The following is a 23,125-nucleotide window of genomic DNA, read 5'->3' as shown; positions in this document are numbered from 1 at the left end:
CCAGGAAAGGTTCACCTCATGGAAACGCCACGTTACAGCAAGCTCGCCGCTCTGGTTGTCGCCTCACTCAGCGCCACCGCCGCGCTGGCCGCGCCGCAGAACGACACCCAGGACACCATGGTCGTCACCGCCTCCGGCTTCCAGCAAAAAATTCAGGACTCCGCCGCGTCCATCTCGGTGATCCCGCGCCAGCAGATCGAAGATAAGGCCTATCGCGACGTGACCGATGCACTGAAAGACGTGCCGGGCGTGGTGGTCACCGGCGGCGCCAGCAGCAGTGACATCAGCATCCGCGGCATGTCCTCCAAGTACACGCTGATCCTGGTGGACGGCAAGCGCGTCGACACCCGCAGCACCCGCCCGAACAGCGACAACGCCGGCATCGAACAGGGCTGGCTGCCGCCGCTGGAAGCCATCGAACGCATCGAAGTGGTGCGCGGGCCGATGTCTTCGCTGTACGGTTCCGACGCCATGGGCGGCGTGATCAACGTCATCACCCGCAAAACCTCACGCACCGAGTGGAAAGGCTCGCTGCACGGTGACGCCACCGTTCAGGAAAACCGCGATTCCGGCGATCTGTTCCAGACCAACGCCTACGCCTCCGGCCCGCTGGTTGAAGGCCTGCTCGGCCTGCGGGTCAACGGCCTGCTGTCGCGCCGCGCGGAAGATAAAATCGTCAACGGTTACAACGAACAGCGCATGCGCAGCGGCACCGCGGTGTTCACCCTGACGCCGGACGAGAAAAACGAATTCGATTTCGAAATCGGCCGCTCGCTGCAGGATCGCAACAGCACGCCGGGCAAATCGGTAGTGGCGGAGCGCTGCAGCAAAGGCAAGTGCACACCAACCGAGGTCAGCGAAAGCCTATACACTCGCACCAACTACGCGCTGACCCACAACGGCTATTACGACTTCGGCAACTCCACCAGCTACGTGCAGCGCGAAGAAACCGGTAACCCGGGCCGTAACATGAAGGCCTACAACACCATCTTCAACACCCAGAACCAGTTCGAGCTGGGTTCCCACATGCTGAACCTCGGCGGCCAATACCGCTATGAAAAACTGGGCGACGGCGGCAACCAGCTTGAATCGGCTCAAGGTCTCAGCAAGCTGACGCGCTGGAGCTGGGCATTGTTCGCTGAAGACGAATGGGCGCTGACCAACGACTTTAGTCTGACCAGCGGCATCCGTATGGACCGTGATGAAAACTTCGGCAGCCACTGGACCCCACGCATGTACGGTGTCTGGCACCTGACCGAACAGTGGACGCTGAAAGGCGGCGTCTCCGCCGGTTACAAATCGCCGGATCTGCGCCAATCCTCCCCTAACTGGGGGCAGGTCACCGGCGGCGGCGTGCGTAAAGGCATCATCGTCGGCAACCCGGATCTGCAGCCAGAGAAGAGCCTGAGCGAAGAAATCGGCCTGATGTGGGATAGCCTGAAAGGCGTTAACGCCGGCGTGACGGTCTTCAACACCGACTTTAAAGACAAAATCACCGAAGTGCGCCGCTGTGAAGACACGCCGGATTGCACCATCGGCGGCACGTCCTACGACTTTATCAGCGATCGCGTCAACGTCGACAAAGCCAATATGCGCGGCGTAGAGGCCACCTTCGGCTGGCAGATCAACAAAGACTGGAAGTGGAACACCAACTACACCTACACCTCTTCCGAGCAGAAGAGCGGCGAGTTCCAGGGCAAGGCGCTCAACCAGATGCCTAAGCACATGCTGAATACCGTGCTGGACTGGCGTGCCACGCAGGACCTCAGCCTGTGGTCGCGCGTTAACTTCCGCAGCAAAACCTCACAATATCTGAGCCGCACCTCGATGGCGACCAGCACGCCATCCTACACCTTCGTCGATGCGGGCCTGAGCTACCAGGCGGCGAAAAACCTGCAGCTGACCGGCGGGGTTTACAACATCCTCGACAAAACCGTGGATTACGATCACTACCGTACCACGCTGGACGGCCGCCGTTACACCGTCGGCATGACCTACAACTTCTGATGCCCCTGGGCGCGCGCTGCGCGCCCTTTTCATTCCATCACCGTGAGGAAGCTCCATGAGATTACGCCGCTCCCCCCTGATGATCGCCCTGCTGGCCGCAATGGCGCTGGCGGGTTGCCACAGCAAAACCGATACGCCGGTAGCCGCTACCCCGGCCACCGTCAACGTCCAGCACCTGAACGGCAGCACCGAGGTGAAGAAGCACCCGCAGCGCATCGTGGTGCTGGATTACGCGTCGTTGGAAACGCTGCAGCTGCTGGGCGTCGAACCGCTGGCGCTGCCCGGCAACCGCAAGAACTTGCCGGATAGCCTGAAGCGCTATCAGGATGACAAATACCTCAATGCCGGCACCCTGTTCGAGCCGGATATGGCCGTGCTGCGCGCCGCCAAGCCGGATCTGATCCTGATCGCCGGCCGGGCGTCCAAAGCCTATGACGAGCTGAACGCGCTGGCGCCGACGCTGAACATGTCCGTCGATCCGCAGGATCAGTTGGGCAGTCTGAAGCAGCGCACCCTGCAGCTGGGCGAGCTGTTCGATAAGCAGCAACAGGCGCAGGCGGCGGTCGATAAGCTGGATGCGCAGATCGCCGTGGTCAAACCGCAGGCCGCCCAAGCCGGACGCGGGCTGGTTGTGCTGTTCTCCGGCGGCAAGATCAGCGCTTACGCGCCCAAGAGCCGTTTCAGCTTCGTCTATGACGCCCTCGGCTTCTCGTCCGCGCTGCAGTCCGACGAAAAAGACGTGCGCGGCAACAAGCTGACGCCTGAGCAGGTCGCCAAACTGAATCCGGACTGGCTGTTCGTCATCGACAGAGACGCCGCGACCGGGCGGCCGAACGCGGTGGCACCGCAGAAAATCCTCACCGGCACCGCGCTGAAGAAAACCACGGCGGTGAAAAAAGGCCAGGTGGTTTACCTGCCGGCGGCCGAGGTGTATCTGTCCGGCGGCATCGTCACCGCCCAGCACGTCGTCGAACGCGTGAGCGAGGCCCTGAACCACGCTGCACGATAAAAAAAGCCCGGCGATGCCGCAATGCTGATCAGTTAGCGTTTTTCTGCAGGCGTTAGTGACATTTTCGGTCGATAAAAGTGAGATGCCCCATGTGGCTCACGCACCTCGACCGAGCCTGGGGCCGAAGGCGCGCCCCCTGGCAACCCGCGCCTTTGCCCTATCAGACGGTTGGCTTTGCCAACTCCCCTCCCTCCGCCATACCGCATTGAGGCCGGTTGCGACAGGCGTCCCTGCCTGTCTCACCTGAAACCGCCGTCCATGGCGGTTTCGCCTAATGCGCTATGTCTGCGTTCGGCGTCTTCAAGGGCGCCCAGCACCGCGCTCATCTCCAACTTCTCTACCAGAAGCTCATAAGCGACAGATTTCCCGGTAGCAGCCAGCTCAGGTGTTGACCTTTAGCGCGCATCACCGGCTGCCGAGCAAGACGACGTTGTCAGGGGCAACCGGCCAGGGAAGGCCGGTTGAGGCGAGACTAACAGGTACGTTTGTCGCAGCCGACCCGCCCGACAACGCAGACGCGGCGAGGACAAATCTGCCGGGAGCAGATTTGAACGCTGCTTGCAGCGGCCCCGAAGGGGCGAGGCCCAGGATGGGCCGAGTAATTTCCGCGTAGCGGACAGATGGTGTTAAGCGAAGGCGCGGGTGGAGGGGCCGCGCCATCGGCCCCTCCAATTGCCGTTCATATTGGCCGCAGAGAAATGCGGGACATTTACGGCAATTCCCCCTGCACAGAACGCCCAGAGGCTGGATAAAAAAATGCCACTCAGGCTTAAGTGAGCGGCATTGCGGCGATGCCGGGCTTTTTCTTGGGTTAAATCGTCGGCTGGTTTACCAGGCCGTCTATCAGCACCTGCGGCGTGCCCTGCGAGCAGCGTTCGATGCGCCCGCGCACGCCGTAGACCCGCGCCAGGCTCTGCGGCGTAATCACCTGATCCGGCGCGCCGTCGGCGATCAGATCGCCATCCTGCAGCATCAGCACGTGGTCGCCGTGGCGCAGCGCGATGTTGATGTCATGCACCACCACCACCGTCACGATATTGCGCTTGCGGGTTTCGCGGCGCACCAAATCCATCACGTGGAACTGATAGTTGAGATCGAGCGCGCTCAGCGGTTCATCCAGCAGCAGCAGCGAGGGCTGACGGATCAGCGACTGCGCCAATCCCACCAGCTGTTTCTGGCCGCCGGACAGTTGATCGAGGTAGCTCAGCGCCAGGTGGGCGATGCCCAGCTGTTCCAGCAAGGCCATCACTTCCGCTTCGCTGCCGGCGTTACTGCGGCCGCCCGAAGCGCGCTGCGCCACGATAATCGACTCCAGCACGTGCAGATGCACCCCGGCGGGCAGCGACTGCGGCAGATACACCACTTTCTCCGCCCGACGGGCGAACGGCATCTGCATCAGATCGCCGTCGTCCAGCCACAGCTTGCCCTGCGCCGGGTTCAGCCCGGCCAGCGAGCGCAGCAGCGTCGATTTGCCGCTGCCGTTCGGCCCCAGCAGTACGGTAATTTGCCCGCGCGGCAACATCGGCACCGAGAGATCGTCGATCACCTGGCGCTTCGGGTAGCCCGCCGAGAAGTTTTCTATCCGTAATCCCTGGGTCATACGTTCCCCCGATGGCGCAGAATAATGCTCAGGAAGAACGGCACCCCGACCAGCGACGTGACGATGCCCACCGGAATAATCACCCCAGGCACCAGGTTTTTCGAGGCCACCGAGGCCATCGACAGCACCAGCGCACCGATCAGCGCACTGGCCGGCAGATAGAAACGGTGATCTTCGCCGAAGATCATGCGGGCGATGTGCGGCGCCACCAGGCCGATAAAGCCGATCGGCCCGACGAACGCCACCGCCAGCGCCGAGAGTATGCTGATGCGCAGCAGCGTGGTCAGCCGCAAGCGGCGCACGTCGATGCCGAAGCTCACCGCCCGGTCTTCGCCCAGGCGCAGCGCGGTCAGTTTCCACGAGCTCATCATCGACAGCGGCAGCAGCACGGCGAACACCCCGAACAGAATGCCCAGCTTGTCCCACGAGGCGCGCGCCAGGCTGCCCATGGTCCAGAACACCAACCCCTGCAGCGTGTCCTCGCTGGCGATGAACTGCATCATCGATACCAGCGCATTGAAGGTAAACACCAGCGCGATGCCGAACAGCACCACGCCGGAGGTGGCGACCCGCGTCCAGCGCGTGATGCCGTCGAGCATCAGCGCGGCGAACAGCGCGAAGATAAAAGCGTTGGCGGAGATGAACCACTGATCGGGAATGCCCGGAATGCCGATGCCGAGCACGATAGCCAGCGCGGCGCCAAAGGCCGCGGCGGAAGACACCCCGAGAGTAAAGGGGCTGGCCAGCGGATTATTCAGGATGGTCTGCATTTCTGCCCCGGCCAGGCCGAGCGCAAAGCCCACCACCACCGCCATCAGCGCGTAAGGCAAGCGGATGTCCCAGACGATCACCCGCGTGCCGGCATCGGCCGCGGCGGGGTCAAGCAGCGTTTGCCATAAGGATGACAACGACAGGCCGGACGGCCCCATGGTGAAATCCAGCAGCAGCGAGCCCAGGATTGCCAGTGCCAACACGCCCATCATCAACAGGCGATGGCGAAGAATATGCTGATAGCGCCCCATCACGCCGGCGTCGGGTTTCCCCTTGGCTTCAGTCATGGGATCGGTGGATACGCTCATTAGTTAAGATACCTGTTGCAACCATCATGACAGCGGCGCGAAAGCGGCCGCCGTGAACCGGAAAGTGTGCGGCAGCAGCCTGCGCACAGCCGTTAACAATAAAACAAACGATAATACTTATCAATCATATCAATAGGTGAAAACGGCGTTGTCGAAATGTAATAATTTGTTTTTTATCGCCATTTTTCAAACCGCCGCGTTCCCCCCGCCAACGGCCATTAGGTTAATTATTCTGAAAATTATTCCTGATCCGACCAGACTCTGACAAATAACGGCAAAACCACATAGAATCCAAAATCACAGCACCGCGCGTGCAAAAAAAACTTCAGGCCGCCGCAAGAGCGGCCTTATTGACGAGGCAGTAATGAGAAGTCCATCTCCGGCGGTAACGCCCAAACGCCCGGCGCTGCTGAACTGGCTGTTATACAGCCCGCTGCAGGCCGATGACGAGCCGTTTCAACGCCAGCTGCGTCTCACGCTGACGCCCTCTCCTCTCACCCCCTGGCTGAATGCCGCAGGGCCGGCCGCGCTGTTGGTGGGGTACGCCTGGCTGGGCCAGCGGCCGCTCGGCATCGGTCTGTTGTTGCTCCTGCTGCTGTTGACCGCCGGGCGAGCCTGGCTGGCGCGCCGGCGTCAACCCGCCTGGCCGGACGCCATGCTGGTGGCTGTGTTGCTGTGGACGCTGCTGGTCGGCGCCAGCGCCGCGCTGGCGATGCTGTCGGGCCGCTTCGTTTTAATCCTGTTCGCCGGCCTCACCATCACCGCCCTGGCCTGCTGGCTGATGCAGCGCCACGCCGCCGCGCCGCGCTTCGCGCTGCTTGAGGTGATCGCGCTGACGCTGCCTTACCTGCTGGCGGCACCGCTGTCGCGCGTGCAAAATCTGTTTGTCCTGGCGGACCTCGCGCCGCTGTGGCTGGTGCTGGCCCATGGCATGATCGCGCGCTACCACCGTCAGCGGGTACAGCACGTCACGCTGGCTTGGGAGAAGCAGCAGGCGTCGCACCGCGATCGCCTGACCGGCTTTCTCAACCGAGCGGGCGGCGAGGTGGTGATGCGCAGCATCTGCCGCCCCGCAGCGGCGCAGACGATCTCGCACCTGTTCATTCTTGAGTTCGGTCCGTTGGCAGCGCTCTACCAAAGCCACGGCGTCCAGATTGGCGATGACGTGCTGCGCACCGTCGGCGAACGCCTCAAGACGCTGATCCGCCCCAGCGACTACGTCTGCCGCTACACCGGCGGCCTGTTTTTGATTCTGGTGCACGATCTGCCCTACGGCGCGGAAAGCGAGTTCCTGGCGCGCATCGTGCCGCCGCTGGAGGCGCCCTACGATTTTGGCGCGTTCGGCGAGGTGAACATGCAGCTCAACGCCGGCATTTTGGCGCTGACGCAAGATTATGCGACGGTGGAAGATTTGATGAGCTCGGCGCAGCAGGCGCTGGCGGAAGCCAAAGGCGGGAAAAAGTAAAACCACACGCGGCGGGAACCCCCGCCGCGTCTCACTCACCGAAAATTACTTCACGTCCATCTTCGGGAATTCCATTTCGCTGTACTTCACGACGCGGGTGCCGCGCGACAGCTTGTAACCGAACCAGATCAGCAGGAACAGCGGAATGCCGATGTAGGTCGCGGTCACGCCGTACCAGTCGATCTTGTCTTGCAGGAAGGCCTGGTAGTTCTGGCCCAGGGTAATGATCAGGCACAGCACGAAGGCGAAGATCGGCCCCAGCGGGAAGAACCCGGAACGGTACGGCAAGTCATTCAGATCGCGCCCCTGCAGCATGTAACCGCGACGGAAGCGATAGTGGCTGATGGCGATGCCCAACCAGGCGATGAAACCGGTCATGCCCGAGGTATTCAGCAGCCACAGGTAAACCGACTGGTTGCCGAACATCGAGGTCAGGAAGCACAGCCCGGCCACCACGCAGGTCGCATACAGCGCGTTACGCGGCACGCCGCCTTTCGACAGCTTGGCGAAAATGCGCGGCGCCTTGCCTTCCGACGCCAGGGTGTACAACATGCGGGTCGATGCGTACATGCCCGAGTTACCGGCCGACAGCACCGCCGTCAGGATCACCGCGTTCATGACCGCCGCCGCCGACAACAGCCCGGCGTGCTGGAACACCAGGGTGAACGGGCTGACGCTGATGTCTTTCACGTCGTTGCGCAGCAGGCTCGGATCGGTGTACGGAATGATCAGGCTGATGATCAGAATGGCGAAGATATAGAACAGCAGGATACGCCAGAACACCTGACGCACTGCGCGCGGGATGTTTTTACCCGGATTCTCCGATTCGCCGGCAGCGATGCCGATGAGCTCAGTGCCCTGGAACGAGAAGCCGACGATCATGGCCACGCCGATCATCGCCGAGAAGCCTCCGGCAAACGGCGCGTCTCCTACCGTCCAGTTCTGCCAGCCGGCGTGCTCGCCGCCCTTCAGAATGCCGACGATCATCAACACGCCGACGGCGATGAAGATAATCACGGTGCTGACCTTGATCAACGCGAACCAGTATTCCGCCTCGCCGAACCCTTTCACCGAAATGTAGTTCAGCAGGAACATCAGACCGAGGAACAGGGCGCTCCAGATCCAACCTGGGGTGTCCGGGAACCAATAGTTCATCACCAACTGCGAGGCCACCAGGTCAACGGCGATGGTCACCGCCCAGTTGTACCAGTAGTTCCAGCCCAGCGCGAAGCCGAAGCCTTCTTCCACGTATTTGGCGCCGTAAGTGGAGAATGAACCGGAGACCGGCATAAAGGCCGCCAGCTCGCCCAGGCTGGTCATCAGGAAGTACACCATCAAACCGATCAGAGCGTAAGACAACAGCGCCCCGCCGGGGCCTGCCTGAGAAACCGTGGCCCCCGAGGCCACGAACAGGCCGGTGCCGATGGAGCCGCCGATGGCGATCATGGTCAAATGCCGGGCTTTCAGCTCGCGGCGCAATCCGGGTGCTTGCTGCCCCGATGTTTTTATATCCTGCTGAGCCATTCGTACCCTATCTGCTCTTTGAAAAAATGAGGGCGGATTGTAACAAATACCCGCCGGTGAACTAGCAACATTGCACTGATATAAGATAGCTTCATAATTCAGAGGCAATTATTAGCCGCGGCCCTTATGGCCTTACTTACTCTCATTAATGTGAGCGCGCGCAGGTTTTTATGCTTTTTCGGGCCTGCGCGGCAGCAGAGGGTGTGACGCGCTGTCGATTACAGCGCGCAATAGCTGAGAAAACGCTGCAATGCGTTGGAAATGTGCTTTTGCCGATGGCGGATCAGGTACAGGGTGCGCCGCAGCGGCGGCAGCGGTACCGGCAGTTCCACCAGTGCGCCGCTGGCCAACTGTTCCGCTACCACCCGCCGCGACAGGCAGCTGATGCCGATGCCGTGCCGCACCGCGTGCTTGATCGCCTCCGAGTTGCCGAGCTCCATCACCAGCTGGAAGTGCGGCAGGTGCGCCAACAGCAGATGATCCAGCACCTCGCGGGTGCCCGAACCGCGCTCGCGCAGGATCCACGAGGCATTGGCCAACGCCTCCAGCGTCGGCGGCTGGCGGGTCAAAGGATTGTCCGGCGCGGCGAACACCACCAGCTCATCCTCCAGCCACGGCTGCGTCACCAGCTCCGGCATATGGCAAGGCCCTTCGATCAGCCCCAGATCGACGCGGAAATCCGCCACCGCCACGATCACGTCCTGGCTGTTGCCAACGTTCAGCTCCAGCGGCGTGGCCGGAAAGTCCCGGCGGTAACGGGCGATCATCTCCGGTAGCATGTAGTTGCCGATGGTGCTGCTGGCGGCGATGCGCAACGCCCCGCCGTCATGACGAAACAGCTGCTCGATCTCCCCCGCCTGCTCCAGCAGCGCCAGCGCCTTGGGATACAACAATCGGCCGTGCTCGTTGATCACCAGTCGTTTGCCGACGCGGTCAAACAGCTGCACGCCCAGCTGCCCCTCCAGATCCGCCAGCGCCGCGCTGACCGCCGACTGCGACAGCGCCAGCACCACCGAGGCCTGAGTGGTCGAACCGCTTTTCAGCACTTCGGTGAAGACTTCCAGTTGACGCAACGTGATATGCATAGCCGTCCCGGTATTGAAAAAGGGTTCTGCAAGAGAACCACAAAATGAAGTGGGTAGCCCGGCGAGGCTACCCTGTTTGCGGCCAATTCGGCGCGCTACCTGCCCAAGGCGACCAGCTGCGCCGCCGCGGCCAGCACCGCCTCGCGCGGCGTGCCGGTTTCGTCCCGCTGTATTAATTGCAGCATCGCCACCAGGTGATCGCGATCGACCGCCTTGTTTTCTTCAATCAAACGCCGCACCGCGCGCCCCACTTCTTGATCTATCTGCTCTCTGCGTTGATCGTCGGTATCCATCGCCTGCTCCTGTTCAGTTGGAAAGTTGACGGCGGCTTGCCGCTCCTCCTCACCCTAGCCGCAATGCGGCTTTATGCCAATGCCTGGCTCAATACCACTTATTCAGATAGGTTATAAATATATAATCAATTTCTCTTTTATTCAGCCCAAACGTACTCTTAGCAGCAAGAAACAGACTGAAGGACTGACTTTTATGGCGACTGATACCACTCACACTTATCCCGAGCGACGCTTTCCGCTGTTCGGCCTGCCGCGCCTGGTGCCGGGGCTGGTACTGACCGGCGCGCTCACTGCGCTGGCCGTCTGGGCCGGCGACATTCCCTGGGTGGCGGAGCTGGGGCTGGGAGCGCTGACGCTGGCGATCCTGCTCGGCATTCTGGTGGGCAACACGCTATACCCCCGCTGGCAAACCGTTTGTCACAGCGGCGTGCAGTTAGCCAAACAGCGCCTGCTGCGTTTGGGGATTATCCTTTACGGCTTCCGGCTGACCTTTCAGCAGATCGCCGACGTGGGCGCCAGCGGCATCATCATCGACGCGCTGACCCTGATCACCACCTTCCTGCTGGCCTGTTGGCTCGGCAAGAAAGTGTTCGGCATCGACAGCCAGACCGCGATACTGATCGGCGCCGGCAGCAGCATTTGCGGCGCGGCGGCGGTAATGGCCACCGAGCCGGTGCTCAAGGCCGATTCCAGCAAAGTGGCGGTAGCGGTCTCGACCGTGGTGGTATTCGGCACCCTGGCTATCTTCGTTTACCCCTGGCTGTATCAGTTGAATGAACACTTCCAGTGGCTGCCGTTCAGCCAGGAAACCTTCGGCATCTACGCCGGCTCCACCATCCACGAAGTGGCTCAGGTGGTCGCCGCCGGGCACGCCATCGGGCCTGACGCCGAAAATGCGGCAGTGATCGCCAAGATGATCCGCGTGATGATGCTGGCGCCGTTCCTGCTGCTGCTGTCGGGCTACATCAGCCGCGGCAGCGCAGGCAAGGCGGAAAAATCTGCCATCACCATTCCGTGGTTTGCCGTGCTGTTTATCGCCGTCGCCGGGCTGAACTCTTTCAACCTGCTGCCGGCCACGCTGGTGCGCCATCTGATCACCGCCGACACCTGGATGCTGGCGATGGCGATGGCGGCACTGGGGCTGACCACTCACATCAGCGCCGTGCGTCAGGCCGGGATGAAACCGATTCTGTTGGCCACGCTGCTGTTCGTCTGGCTGCTGGTCGGCGGCGGCGCGATAAACCAACTGGTGCAACACCTGCTGTAATCCCCCTCGGCGGCCCGCTTCGGCGGGCCGCCGCTTTTCGCCATTCAATCCGCCCGCCATCAATGCCATAATGTCACCGATAACACAGGAGAATGAAGATGAAGTTTGTCGGTGCACATGTCAGCGCGTCAGGCGGCGTGGATCAGGCGGTTATCCGCGCGCACGAATTGGAGGCGACCGCGTTCGCCCTGTTCACCAAAAATCAGCGTCAATGGAAGGCCGCACCGCTGGCCGCCGACGTGATCGATAAGTTCAAGAGCGCATGTGCCCAGTACGGCTTCGGGCCGGGGCAGATCCTGCCGCACGACAGCTACCTGATCAATCTGGGCCACCCGGTGGCCGAAGCATTGGAAAAATCACGCGAGGCGTTTATCGACGAGCTGCAGCGCTGCGAACAGCTGGGGCTGACGCTGCTGAACTTCCATCCCGGCAGCCACCTGCTGCAAATCGATGAAGACAAGTGCCTGGCGCGCATCGCCGAATCGATCAACATCGCGCTGGATAAAACCGCCGGCGTGACGGCGGTGATCGAGAACACCGCCGGCCAGGGCAGCAACCTGGGCTTCAAATTCGAACACCTGGCGGCGATCATCGACGGCGTGGAAGATAAGAGCCGCGTCGGCGTTTGCATCGACACCTGCCACGCCTTCGCCGCCGGGTACGACCTGCGTACCGAAGAAGAATGCGAGCGCACTTTCAAGCAGTTGGGCGACATCGTCGGCTTCAACTACCTGCGCGGCATGCACCTGAACGACGCCAAGAGCGAGTTCAACAGCCGCGTCGACCGCCACCACAGCCTGGGGGAAGGCAACATCGGCAAAACGGTGTTCAGCTACATCATGCGCGATCCGCGCTTCGACAATATTCCGCTGATTCTGGAAACGGTAAACCCGGATATCTGGGCGGAAGAGATCGCCTGGCTGAAAGCACAGCAGTAACCCTCCCTTGGCCGCTCGCCTATGCGCGAGCGGTTTCCCCCACCGTGTGCTCCGCCGCCAGCATGGCGCTGAACTGGCGCAGCGTCTCTTCATCCAGGCCCGCCGCCCTAAACACCGCGGTGGTAAAGCTGACCGGCGCCGAGCCCGGTGCCGTAATGACACGGTCATCCACGACGGCGGCGGCGCTCGTCGCGAAATGGCGCTGCCCGGTGTAGCCCTCAACATGGCGCGTCAAGAACTCGGCAGCGTTGGAAGTATGTGTCCTGCCGTTCAACAGGCCGGCCCGCGCCAACGCCAATGTCCCGCCGCAAATGCCCGCCAGGGTTGCGCCGCGTTGAAACTGCTCGTTGAGCAACGCGCTGATATCCGGTGCCCGTTCGGTTTCCCAAAGGGTGCCGCCGACCACCACCAGCACCTCGGGGCGCCAATCCGCCAATTCAGCCACGCCTTTTTCAACCTCTACCGTCAGCCCGCCCTGTGAGCGAAACGTTCCGGCCTGCGGCGCAAAAAACGCCACCTCCAGCCCATAAAACGGGCCGCCAACGCCGGCAATCAGCGCGTATTCCCAATCGGCGAAACCGGATGCCAGTACGATCGCCACTTTTTTAGCCACGGATGAATCTCCTTGAGTCATTTCTTGTTCGCATGAACAAAGTCGCGCCATCAGCTTAGAAAGCGTTGTGACTTTTGGCTAGGGGTAAATCGTGCTAACTGCCTAAGGCACAAACAAAAACGCGCAGCTCGAGGCTGCGCGTTTTGCGTTATCGACGAGGCTTACGCCGCGGCGGTAACCGGTACCTCAGCACGTTTCAGCAGGGCATAAGCTACGCCCGCCAGCAGCGTACCGGCGGCGATCGCCACCAGGTACAGCAACACCGGCGAAATCGCGCCCGGGATCAGCAACACGAACAGCCCGCCGTGCGGTGCCATCAGCTTGGCGCCGAAGGCCATCGACAGCGCGCCGGTCAGCGCCCCGCCGGCAATGCAGCACGGTAGCACGCGCATCGGGTCGCGGGCGGCGAACGGAATCGCCCCTTCGGTGATGAAGCACAGCCCCAGCACCAACGCCGCCTTGCCGCCTTCCTGTTCGGATTTCGGGAACTTGCGGCGCGCCAGCAGCGTCGCCAGACCCATCGCCAGCGGTGGTACCATGCCCGCCGCCATGATCGCCGCCATCGGCGCATACACCGAGGAACTGAGCAGCGCGACGCCGAACGCGTAGGCCGCTTTGTTCACCGGGCCGCCCATGTCGGTACACATCATGCCGCCGAGGATTGCCCCCAGCAGTACGGCGTTGGCGGTGCCCAGCGATTGCAGCCAATGGGTCAGACCTTCCATGATTTTCGCCACCGGCGTGCCGACCACGTAAATCATGATGAGGCCGGTGATCAAGCTGGCGACCAGCGGAATGATCAGGATTGGCTTCAGCGCTTCCATACTTTGCGGCAGGCGCAGCTTGCCGCTGATCGCCTTGGCGACATAACCCGCCAGGAAGCCGGCGATGATGCCGCCGAGGAACCCGGCGCCGGTGCTCACCGCCAACATGCCGCCGATCAGGCCCGGCGTCAGGCCCGGACGATCCGCGATGGAGAAGGCGATGAAACCGGCCAACACCGGCACCATCAGTGCAAAGGCGGAGCCGCCGCCGATCTGCATCAGCGCCGCCGCCAACGTACCTTTGACTTCAAACGCCTTGATGCCGAACACGAACGACAGCGCGATGCACAGACCGCCGGCCACCACCATCGGCAGCATGTAGGACACGCCGGTCAGCAGGTGGCGATACGGGCCGCTGCCCTCTTTCTTTTTCGCCGCCGGCGCCGCGCTACCTCGCTGCTGCGGCTGGAACACCTCCGCCTCGGCCAGCGCCTTGTCCAGTTCCTGGGCGGTTTTCTTCAGCGCCAGACCGGTGGAAGTACGATACATCGGCTTACCGGCAAACTTGTCCAGATCCACCTCGATGTCCGCCGCGACGATCACCAGATCCGCCGCCGCCACTTCTTCCGGGGTGATGGCATTGCCGGCGCCGACGGAGCCGCGCGTTTCCACTTTCACCCACCAGCCGCGTTTTTTGGCTTCGCTTTCAATGGCTTCGGCCGCCATAAAGGTGTGCGCCACGCCGGTTGGGCAAGCGGTGATCGCCACGATGCGTTTTTGCCCATCGGCTTTCACCGGCGCCGCCGCCTGCGGCGCCTGATAGGTTTCAGCTTCGGCCTTGGCGCGCGCCAGAAAAGCCTCCGGTTCACGCACCGCCTGCTCTACGTCGCCCACATACACCAATTTGCCGTTCAGCCCGGCGTCAGCAGGGGCAGACTGCCCCGCCACCGCCACCAGTTCGGCGTCCTGCAGCGACTCGACCAGCGTCAGGCCGGTTTTGGCCGCGGCAGCCTCCAGCATGCGTTTCGCCAGGTGGCCACGGGCCTGCCCCAGCGAACTGTCTACCATCAGCAGCGTTTTCATTCTGCCTCCTGCTATTGATTGAAAGGTTTCAGATCGACGCGCGCCATCATCGCGGCCAACTGGGGACGATCGGTCACGCCGACGTTGCTCTGGCTGACCGCCAGCGCCGCTACCGCCGTGGCCAGACGCAGGGTGTGTTCGCTGGATTCGCGCATCAGCAGGCCGTAAATCAGGCCCCCGACCATCGAATCGCCGGCGCCCACGGTGCTGACCACCTCACAGGACGGCGGTTTGGCGATCCAGGCGCCGGACGCGTTAACCCACAGCGCGCCTTCCGCGCCGAGGGAGATCACCACGTGGGCGATGCCCTGTTCACGCAGCGCATGCGCGGCGTCGACCACGTCCGCCAGCGTCGGCAGCGGGCGGCCGGCCCAGATTTCCAGCTCGCGGCGGTTCGGCTTCACCAGCCACGGCGAGGCCTTCAGCCCGGCGACCAGCGCTTCGCGGCTGCTGTCGAAAATGATGCACGGGCACTTGGCGCGCAGCTGGGTCATCCAGTCGGTAAAGGCATCGGGATCGACGCCGGCCGGCAGGCTGCCGCTCACCGCCACCATGTCGAACTGGCCCAGCCAGCTCAGCGAGTCGCTGACGAAGCGATCCCAGTCCTGCGGCGTCACTTCAAAACCGGAGAAGTTGAAGTCGGTCACTTCACCGTCTTTTTCCGTCAGCTTGACGTTGATGCGGGTGCGGCCCGGCACCACCTGGAAGCGGTTGGCGATCCCCAGATCGCTGAACAGCAGCTGGAAACCGTCCTGATTGTCTTTGCCCAGGAAACCGCCGACGGTGACGTCGATGCCCAAATCCTTCAACACTTTGGCGACGTTGATGCCCTTACCGGCGGCGTGCAGGCCGGCGGTTTTTACCCGGTTGACTTCCCCGCGCTCGATCTGCGGGCAGAAACCCACCAGATCGTACGCCGGGTTCAGGGTGATTGTTGCTACTCTTCTGCTCATGCTGCGCCCTCGCCCAGTCCTTCATTAATCGCTTCGCCAATCGCCTTCAGCGCGGCTTCAGCATCTTCTCCATTGGCGGTAAAGCGCAGGTGATGCCCTTTCTTCACGCCCAGCGCCACCACCTTCATCAGGCTGCGCCCGTTGGCCGGCTTGCCGCTGCCGTCCAGGTTAGTGACGGTGATGTCGCTGTTGAAACTTTTGATCACGTTGACCAACGCCGTGCCCGGCCGCGCGTGCAGACCATGCTCGTTGCGGATCACGAATTCGGCGCTCAGCACGCTGCTCTCCTCGGCCACTTCGCTGGTCAGCAGCGCCAGCACCCCGGCGGCATCCGCTTTCAGCAAGCGTTCAGCTTTGTTGGTCAGCAGCAGGTCGCTGAGGTAGTTGAGCACCGCCAGCGGCTGCGCGTCGGCAACCGACACCGTCAGCAGCAGCGCCACCGGCTCGCCGTCTTCCACGAAAGCCTGCGCCGGGCGGCTGACGGTAGCCGCGCTGGCCAGGTTGCCTTCGACGCTGTCGCTCAGCCAGATGCCCTGCCCCAGGTTCAGCGGCTTGCGGGTGATGACATCGCTGACGAACTGCGCGTTGACCGCGCCGGCCTTTTGCAACCGGCCGGCGTTCAGCGCCTGCAGCGTCATCAGGCTGTCGGCCGCGACGTCGAGCGTAATCAGCGAAACGTCGAACTGGAATTCGGCGCTCTGCTGTTCGCCCATCAGCAAGCTGCGCAGCTCTTCCGCGGAGGTGGTTTTCGCCAGCAGCTCCGCCACGCTGTCATCACTCAGCACGTGCGTGAGCTGGCGCAGCAGCGCCAAATGCTCGTCGGAACGGGCGGCAATGCCGATCGCCACATAGGCGGTTTGGCCTTCGCCCCACGCAATGCCCTGCGGGAACTGGAACACCTGCACGCCGGTTTTCAACACCAGATCGCGGGTATCGGTGGTGCCGTGCGGAATGGCGATGCCGTTGCCCAGGTAGGTGGACGTCTGCAGTTCGCGCTGCAACATGCCGTCCACGTAACCGGCGCTGACGCAGCCGGCGTCGGTCAGGGCGGCGGCCACCTGACGGATGGCCTCCTGCTTACCGGCGGCAGCGGCGCCCAGATGAATGTCTTGCGGTGACAACTGGAACATGATTCTCCTCTCCTGCTGAATTGAATCGTTTCAGCCTCATTGGGAAAAAGGAGCGCTACCCGCTGGCCACAAACGGCCGGATAACGCTGAAACGTTTCAAGGAGTGTGTAAGCAGCGCAAGGTGAAAGCAAGTTTTCTCCCTTTCGCCATTGCAGATTTTTGAGCTTACGCACACTTTTGCCGGCGCATTGGTCAGCGCCAGGGCAAAATGACATACTGTGCTGAAACTTTGCTGACGGAGAAAAGCATGAACGTAGTGACGGGCGTCGGGGTGATCATCGTCAACCCACAAGGTGAGATTTTGTTGGGCAAACGCTGCGGCTCACATGCGCCCTTTTGGTCTATCCCCGGCGGGCATCTGGATGCCGGCGAAACCTTCGAGCAGTGCGCCCAGCGCGAAATCGCCGAAGAAACCGGGTTGCTCATCGCTCCGCCGCGCTTCGTTGGCGTCAGCAACAATCTGCAAACCTGGCGCGCCGAAGGCAAACACACGGTGTCCATCTGCCTGCAGGTGGATCACCCCGGTGGCAACGCCGAGCTGAAAGAACCCGAAAAATGCGCCGAGTGGCGCTGGTGCGCGCCGGACGCCCTGCCGGAACCGCATTTCGAAGCCAGCCTCACCGCCATCCGCCTGTGGTTGAGCGGCCAGGCCTATCTGCCCACGGCCTGACCCATCGCGAGCGCGTGCTGCGCTCGCTTTCCCTGCTGCACCGCCCCACCGCTATATAATTTAGAATATAACGCTATTTTTTGCGATATACGCCATTTTTTTGACTACGGATAACCCTATGGGGTTAACCCTCTTCTATTATTACCCCTGCAATCGACGTGGCATTCTGACCTTCGGTCGGTGGCCTTTTGGCAAGATTTTATTTTAAATTCATAATTATAAGCGGGTTTACCATGAGCAAAAAACTGACTGGCTTTGAAAAAAAGCGCCGGTGGGGATGGCTATGGCTTTTGCTGCTGGGGATTATCCTCGGCGCGGCGCTGTTGGCCGGGACCGCCACCGTATTCCATAAAACCAGCGATACCGCCTTCTGCGTTTCCTGCCACACCATGCAACAACCGCTGGCCGAATATCAGGGCAGCGTCCACTTCCAGAACACCAAAGGCATCCGCGCCGAGTGCGCCGACTGCCACGTCCCCCATCAGCCGATCGATTACCTGTGGACCAAAATCCGCGCGGTGAAAGACATTTACGGCGAAATGGTCGGCACCATCGACACACCGGAAAAATACGAAGCGCACAAGCTGGCGATGGCGCAATCGGTCTGGAAGACGCTGAAAGAGAACGACTCGGCCACCTGCCGCTCCTGCCACAGCTACGACGCCATGGAGATCACCGCCCAGCGCCCTGAGGCGCGCCTGCAGCACCCGGTGGCGATCAAACAGGGCGAGACCTGCATCGACTGCCATAAGGGCGTGGCCCACATCCTGCCGGACATGAGCGGCGAAACCCAGGCCGGCGCCGCCGAGCTGGCGAAGGCCGCGGCGTTGACCGCCCCGGACGCCACCACCCTCTACACCATCGCCACCGAGCCGTTCTTCCTCAGCGCGGACGACAGCCATAACGCCGGCAACCTGATGCCATCCACCGAAGTGCAGGTGGTGAAGCAGGAGGGCGACAAGGTGCTGGCCACCGTGAGCGGCTGGCAGCAGGACGGGGTCAGCGAAGTGTTCTACGCCGCGCAGGGCAAACGCATCCTCAGCGTGCTGCTGGGTGAAGACGCGCGCAAACAGCTGAAGACCGCATCCACCCAGACCGATGCGGAAACCGGTCTGGTCTGGCATCAGGTCTCTTTGCAAGTGTGGTTGCCGCGTAAACAGTTGATCGACGACCAGCAAAAAATCTGGCGTTACGCCGCGGACATGATGTCGGCCAACTGTACCGGCTGCCACGGGCTGACCGCGCTCGATCGCTTCAACGCCAACCAATGGATCGGCGTCATCAAAGGCATGGCGCCGCGCACCTCGCTGACGCAGGAACAGCTGCGCGTGCTGACACAATACGTACAAAAACACGCCAGCGACATGCCACCTGCCGCACCGGCCAAGCTTTAAGGGAGAAGCGCAATGAGCAACCAACAACCGTTAACAATGAGCCGCCGCCGCTTCCTGACCGGCGCCGCCGCGCTGGCCACCGCCCCGCTGCTGGCAGGCTTATGGCCCAAAGCGGCGCTGGCGCAGGCCATCAGCGAAGCGCTGCCGCAGTTCATCGTCTTGCGTCAGGCGCAAAAAGGCATCCTGACCGGCGCCCACTGGGGCGCGTTTGAGGCCATCGTGCAGGACGGCAAGATGGTCGGCGTGCAGCCGGTGCAGGACGATCCGTATCCCAATGAGCTGATCACCATGGCGCCTTATCAGGTGCACGCCGAGAACCGCATCAAATACCCGATGGTGCGTAAAAGCTGGCTGGAAGGCGGCCCCGGCAGCCGCACCGAGCTGCGCGGCCGTGACGAGTGGGTGCGCGTCAGCTGGGACAAAGCGACCGAGCTGGTGTGCAATGAGATCACTCGCCTGCAAAAAGATTACGGGCCGCAGTCGATCTACGCCGGTTCCTACGGCTGGAAAAGCGTCGGCATGCTGCACAACAGCCGCACGCTGCTGCAGCGCCTGATGAACCTGACCGGCGGTTTCCTCGGCTACGCCGGCGACTACTCCACCGGCGCGGCACAGGTGATCATGTCGCACGTGGTCGGCTCAATGGAGGTCTACGAACAGCAGACCGCCTGGCCGAACGTGATCGAGAACAGCGAGCTGGTGATCCTGTGGGGCTGCAACCCGATGGTCACGCTGAAAAACAGCTGGAACGTGCCGGATCACGTCGGCCAGACCGGCTTCGAGGCGCTGAAGAAGAAAGGCACCCGGGTGATCAGCATCGATCCGGTGCACAGCGACAGCGCCAAGTTCGTCAATGCGCAGTGGATCGCCCCGCGTCCTTATACCGACGGCGCCATGCTGATCGGCATCGCCCACACGCTGCTGACCGAGAAGCTGCATAACCCGGACTTCCTGAAAACCTACACCGTCGGCTTCGACAAGTTCCAGGCCTACCTGCTGGGCGAGAGCGACGGCGTGGCGAAAACCGCCGAATGGGCGGCCGACATCAGCGGCGTCGATGCCGACACGCTGCGCGGTCTGGCGCGCGAGATGGCGAAGCATCGCACCATGATCATGGGCGGCTGGGGCATTCAGCGCCAGCACCACGGCGAACAGCAGCACTGGCTGCTGGTGACGGTGGCGGCGATGCTCGGCCAGATCGGCCTGCCGGGCGGCGGCTTCGGCTTCAGCTACCACTATTCCTCCGGCGGCAGCCCGACCGCCAAGGGCGGCATCATCGCCGGCATCTCCGCCGGCAACGCGCCGAAGAACTCCCCGGCGCCGATCCCGGTGGCGCGCATCGCCGAATGCCTGAGCAACCCGGGCAAAACCATCGACTTCAACGGAGCCAAGGTCACCTACCCTGAGGTGAAAATGGTGTATGTGGCGGGCGGCAACACCTTCCACCAGCATCAGGACACCAATAACCTGGTCAAAGCCTGGCAGCGGCCGGACACCATCGTGGTCAACGAGCCTTACTGGACCGCCACCGCCAAGCATGCCGACATCGTGCTGCCGGCCACCACCAGCTACGAGCGCAACGATCTGGAGATGGGGGGCGACTATTCGCAGCTCTACGTGTTCCCGATGCATCAATGCGTGCCGCCGCAGCACGAGTCGCGCAGCGACTTCGACATCTTCTCGGCGATGGCGGCCAGGCTGGGCGTACAGGAAGCCTTTACCGAGGGCAAGGACGAAACCCAGTGGCTGAAAGGCATGTACGACGACATGAAGAACCAGGCGCGCGCCGCGCGGGTGGCGCTGCCGCCGTTCGACATGTTCTGGCAATCCAACAACTACGTGCGCTTCCCGGTGCCGGAGGCCAACACGCAGTGGGTGCGCTTCGCCGATTATCGTGACAACCCGCTGCTGAACCCGCTGGGCACGCCGTCGGGCAAGATTGAAATCTACTCCGATGCGATTGCCAAAATGCATTATGCGGATTGCCCCGGCATCCCGACCTGGATGCCACCGCACGAGTGGTACCGCGGACCGGAAGCGGCCAAATATCCGCTGTCGCTCAATACCGCCCACCCGACCAACCGGCTGCATTCTCAGCTCGACAACACGCCGCTGCGCGAGAAATACGCGGTAGCGGATCGTGAAGCGATCCTGATCCACCCGCAGGACGCGCAGCCGCGCGGCATCAGCGGCGGCGATCTGGTGCGGGCGTTCAACGATCGCGGCCAGATCCTGGTGGGCGCGGTGGTCAGCGAAGACGTGCGGCCTGGCGTGGTGCGCATCAGTGAAGGCGCCTGGTTCGATCCGGCCGATCCGGCGCAGCCCGGCTCGCTGTGCAAGAACGGCAACGTCAACTGCCTGACCTTCGATATCGGCTCTTCCAGCCTGGCGCAGGGCAACTGCGGGCAGATGGCGCAGCTGCAGATCGAGAAATATCAGGGGCCGGCGCTGAAAAATACCGCGCACGCGGTGCCGCAAGGCGCCTGATTTACCGGCAAGCAAGGGGGGCGCAACGCGCCCCTTTTTTCACGTCGCCGCGCGACATATTCGCTTACCCTGCGCCAATGGATAGCGGTTTGCGTTTCTTTTCAACGGGCGTATGATGCGCGCGACCTCCCTTTTTCGACGAATTCTCAACCGCCATGCCGACTTCATCCGCAGTAACGCGACGCACGCCCGATCTCACTTCGCTGGCCTTTTTGGCGGTGGCGTTCCTGACCGGCATCGCCGGTGCGTTGCAAACCCCGACGCTGAGCCTGTTTTTGGAAACCGAAGTCAAGGTGCGGCCGGCGCTGGTTGGGCTGTTCTTTACCGGCAGCGCGGTGATCGGCATTCTGGTCAGCCAGTTTCTCGCCGGCCGCTCGGATAAAAAAGGCGACCGCAAATCACTGATCTTCCTCTGCTGTATGCTGGGGGCGCTGGGGTTCACGCTGTTCGCCTGGAGCCGCAACTATTACCTGCTGCTGCTCGTCGGCGTACTGCTCACCAGCTTCGGTTCCACCGCTAACCCGCAAATGTTCGCTCTGGCGCGCGAACACGCCGATCGCACCGGCCGCGAGGCGGTCATGTTCACCTCCATCATGCGCGCCCAGGTCTCGCTCGCCTGGGTCATTGGCCCGCCGATCGCCTTCGCGCTGGCGCTGGGCTTCGGCTTCAAGGCCATGTACCTGGCGGGCGCGGCGGCCTTTGTGCTGTGCGGCCTGCTGGTGTGGAAACGGCTGCCTTCCATGCCGAAAACCGCGGCAGCGAGTGCGCCCCTGGCCGCACCGCGCCAGCATCGCCGTGATGCGCTGCTGCTGTTTGGCGCCAGCACCTTGATGTGGACCGCCAACAGTATGTACCTGATCAATATGCCGCTGTATATGGTGCACGAACTGCGGCTGCCGGAGCGGCTGGTCGGCGTGCTGATGGGCACCGCCGCCGGGCTGGAAATCCCGATCATGCTGATCGCCGGTCTGGTGGCGAAACGCTGCGGCAAGCGTTGCTTGATGCGCGGCGCCGCCGTCGCCGGCGCGTTGTTCTATTGCGGCCTGCTGTTTATCACCGGCAGTGGCCAACTCATCGCCCTGCAGCTGCTGAATGCGGCGTTTATCGGCGTGCTGGCGGGGATCGGCATGCTCTACTTCCAGGATTTGATGCCCGGCCAGGCCGGCACGGCCACCACGCTGTTCACCAACACCATTCGGGTCGGCTGGGTCATCGCCGGCGCCATCGCCGGTGCGGTGGCGGAAATCTGGAACTACCATGCGGTATTTTACGCCGCGCTGGCGATGGCGGCAGGTGCGACGCTGTGTCTGTGGAAGCTGAGGGAAGTTTAGGGCGCGGTGTCCGCTTCCAGTCTGGCGAGGTAGATCAGCGCCTGATCGCGGTGATCGTGGCACATATCGCGGCTCGGCTGCAGGCTGCCGCACACTTTCGGCCGCAGCGGCGAATGAAACAGGCCGCAGCGCAGTTGTTCATCCAGATGAATGCAGCGGGTATTGGCGGGCTTGCCGTTCGGCATGCCGGGGATCGGGCTGGATATTGACGGCGCGATACAGCAGGCGCCGCAGTCGCTGCGACAGTCCATCAGCGCTACTCCTGGTGGGCTGGGGAAAAGAAGCGCGACAATAGCAGCCGCGCGCGGTGGCCGCCAGCAGAATCCCTGCGCCCCGGCGATCTTTACACTCATCGCCCTGCGCCGGCCGGCTCATCCATGGCGAATAAACGCTCAATAAACCTTTATTTAAACGCGAAAATGCGTGAAACGTG

General features: G+C 62.4%; 19 protein-coding genes. 9 read left to right on the top strand and 10 right to left on the bottom strand.

Annotated elements, in window-relative coordinates:
* Positions 1-18 precede the first annotated feature (18 nt).
* Entirely contained in the window at positions 19-2,007 is a 1,989-nt protein-coding gene (locus FHU12_RS04695; protein ID WP_141967723.1) for a ligand-gated channel protein, read from the top strand.
* 55 nt (positions 2,008-2,062) lie between these two features.
* Positions 2,063-3,016, top strand: a complete 954-nt coding sequence (locus tag FHU12_RS04690) for a siderophore ABC transporter substrate-binding protein (protein ID WP_141967721.1) — start codon at positions 2,063-2,065, stop codon at positions 3,014-3,016.
* Positions 3,017-3,827: 811 nt separating this feature from the next.
* On the opposite strand, the gene FHU12_RS04685 is transcribed toward FHU12_RS04690, so the two are convergent.
* Entirely contained in the window at positions 3,828-4,616 is a 789-nt protein-coding gene (locus tag FHU12_RS04685) for an ABC transporter ATP-binding protein (protein WP_141967719.1), read from the bottom strand.
* Positions 4,613-5,695 (bottom strand): FecCD family ABC transporter permease, encoded by a 1,083-nt coding sequence (locus tag FHU12_RS04680; RefSeq protein ID WP_141967717.1) that lies wholly within the window; start codon positions 5,693-5,695, stop codon positions 4,613-4,615. Before FHU12_RS04680 ends, FHU12_RS04685 begins: the two co-directional genes overlap by 4 nt.
* Before the next feature lie 364 nt (positions 5,696-6,059).
* Here FHU12_RS04680 and FHU12_RS04675 point away from each other — a divergent pair, with 364 nt between their 5' ends.
* Positions 6,060-7,160, top strand: a complete 1,101-nt coding sequence (locus FHU12_RS04675; protein WP_141967715.1) for a GGDEF domain-containing protein — start codon at positions 6,060-6,062, stop codon at positions 7,158-7,160.
* Between the two features lie 45 nt (positions 7,161-7,205).
* Here FHU12_RS04675 and FHU12_RS04670 read toward each other — a convergent pair whose 3' ends face one another.
* The 3 genes from FHU12_RS04670 to FHU12_RS04660 all read right to left on the bottom strand — a co-directional run bounded on the left by FHU12_RS04670 (position 7,206) and on the right by FHU12_RS04660 (position 10,062).
* On the bottom strand, positions 7,206-8,684 hold the full coding sequence (locus FHU12_RS04670) for an amino acid permease (protein WP_063989303.1): 1,479 nt from the start codon (positions 8,682-8,684) through the stop codon (positions 7,206-7,208).
* A gap of 218 nt (positions 8,685-8,902) precedes the next feature.
* Positions 8,903-9,769, bottom strand: coding sequence for a DNA-binding transcriptional regulator YeiE (yieE, locus tag FHU12_RS04665; RefSeq protein WP_060439430.1), 867 nt, complete (start codon positions 9,767-9,769; stop codon positions 8,903-8,905).
* Between the two features lie 95 nt (positions 9,770-9,864).
* Complete coding sequence (locus tag FHU12_RS04660) at positions 9,865-10,062, bottom strand: hypothetical protein (protein ID WP_025303537.1); 198 nt, start codon at positions 10,060-10,062, stop codon at positions 9,865-9,867.
* A gap of 193 nt (positions 10,063-10,255) precedes the next feature.
* Here FHU12_RS04660 and FHU12_RS04655 point away from each other — a divergent pair, with 193 nt between their 5' ends.
* Entirely contained in the window at positions 10,256-11,329 is a 1,074-nt protein-coding gene (locus tag FHU12_RS04655; RefSeq protein ID WP_025303538.1) for a YeiH family protein, read from the top strand.
* Between the two features lie 98 nt (positions 11,330-11,427).
* A complete protein-coding gene (nfo, locus tag FHU12_RS04650) occupies positions 11,428-12,267 on the top strand; it encodes a deoxyribonuclease IV (RefSeq protein ID WP_016926988.1) in 840 nt (279 codons plus the stop codon).
* Positions 12,268-12,286: 19 nt separating this feature from the next.
* Here nfo and FHU12_RS04645 read toward each other — a convergent pair whose 3' ends face one another.
* From FHU12_RS04645 to fruB, 4 genes are all read right to left on the bottom strand, one after another.
* On the bottom strand, positions 12,287-12,880 hold the full coding sequence (locus FHU12_RS04645) for a DJ-1/PfpI family protein (protein WP_141967713.1): 594 nt from the start codon (positions 12,878-12,880) through the stop codon (positions 12,287-12,289).
* A 161-nt stretch (positions 12,881-13,041) separates the two neighbouring features.
* Positions 13,042-14,727 (bottom strand): PTS fructose transporter subunit IIBC, encoded by a 1,686-nt coding sequence (gene fruA, locus FHU12_RS04640; RefSeq protein ID WP_141967711.1) that lies wholly within the window; start codon positions 14,725-14,727, stop codon positions 13,042-13,044.
* 11 nt (positions 14,728-14,738) lie between these two features.
* Positions 14,739-15,680 carry a 1-phosphofructokinase gene (fruK, locus tag FHU12_RS04635; protein WP_141967709.1) on the bottom strand — a complete coding sequence of 314 codons (942 nt, stop codon included), beginning with the start codon at positions 15,678-15,680 and terminating at the stop codon, positions 14,739-14,741.
* Positions 15,677-16,810 carry a fused PTS fructose transporter subunit IIA/HPr protein gene (gene fruB, locus FHU12_RS04630; protein WP_141967707.1) on the bottom strand — a complete coding sequence of 378 codons (1,134 nt, stop codon included), beginning with the start codon at positions 16,808-16,810 and terminating at the stop codon, positions 15,677-15,679. Before fruB ends, fruK begins: the two co-directional genes overlap by 4 nt.
* Positions 16,811-17,057: 247 nt before the next feature.
* On the opposite strand from fruB, the gene FHU12_RS04625 reads away from it, so the two are divergent.
* The 4 genes from FHU12_RS04625 to FHU12_RS04610 all read left to right on the top strand — a co-directional run bounded on the left by FHU12_RS04625 (position 17,058) and on the right by FHU12_RS04610 (position 22,692).
* Positions 17,058-17,480 (top strand): nucleotide triphosphate diphosphatase NUDT15, encoded by a 423-nt coding sequence (locus FHU12_RS04625; RefSeq protein WP_033643806.1) that lies wholly within the window; start codon positions 17,058-17,060, stop codon positions 17,478-17,480.
* Between the two features lie 233 nt (positions 17,481-17,713).
* On the top strand, positions 17,714-18,874 hold the full coding sequence (locus tag FHU12_RS04620; RefSeq protein WP_141967705.1) for a NapC/NirT family cytochrome c: 1,161 nt from the start codon (positions 17,714-17,716) through the stop codon (positions 18,872-18,874).
* A gap of 12 nt (positions 18,875-18,886) precedes the next feature.
* The gene (gene torA, locus FHU12_RS04615) at positions 18,887-21,361 is read left to right on the top strand and encodes a trimethylamine-N-oxide reductase TorA (protein WP_141967703.1); all 2,475 of its coding nucleotides are present in this window, start codon (positions 18,887-18,889) and stop codon (positions 21,359-21,361) included.
* A gap of 155 nt (positions 21,362-21,516) precedes the next feature.
* The gene (locus FHU12_RS04610) at positions 21,517-22,692 is read left to right on the top strand and encodes a sugar efflux transporter (RefSeq protein ID WP_141967701.1); all 1,176 of its coding nucleotides are present in this window, start codon (positions 21,517-21,519) and stop codon (positions 22,690-22,692) included.
* Here the strand turns inward: FHU12_RS04610 and FHU12_RS04605 are convergent.
* A complete protein-coding gene (locus FHU12_RS04605) occupies positions 22,689-22,943 on the bottom strand; it encodes a YkgJ family cysteine cluster protein (protein ID WP_019453627.1) in 255 nt (84 codons plus the stop codon). The genes FHU12_RS04610 and FHU12_RS04605 overlap by 4 nt on opposite strands.
* Between the last annotated feature and the right edge of the window lie 182 nt (positions 22,944-23,125).

It is taken from the genome of Serratia marcescens (genome assembly GCF_006715005.1).
GTDB lineage: Bacteria > Pseudomonadota > Gammaproteobacteria > Enterobacterales > Enterobacteriaceae > Serratia > Serratia montpellierensis.
The sequence above is the reverse complement of the archived record's forward strand: the minus strand, read 5'-3'. Positions and strand labels throughout refer to the sequence as shown.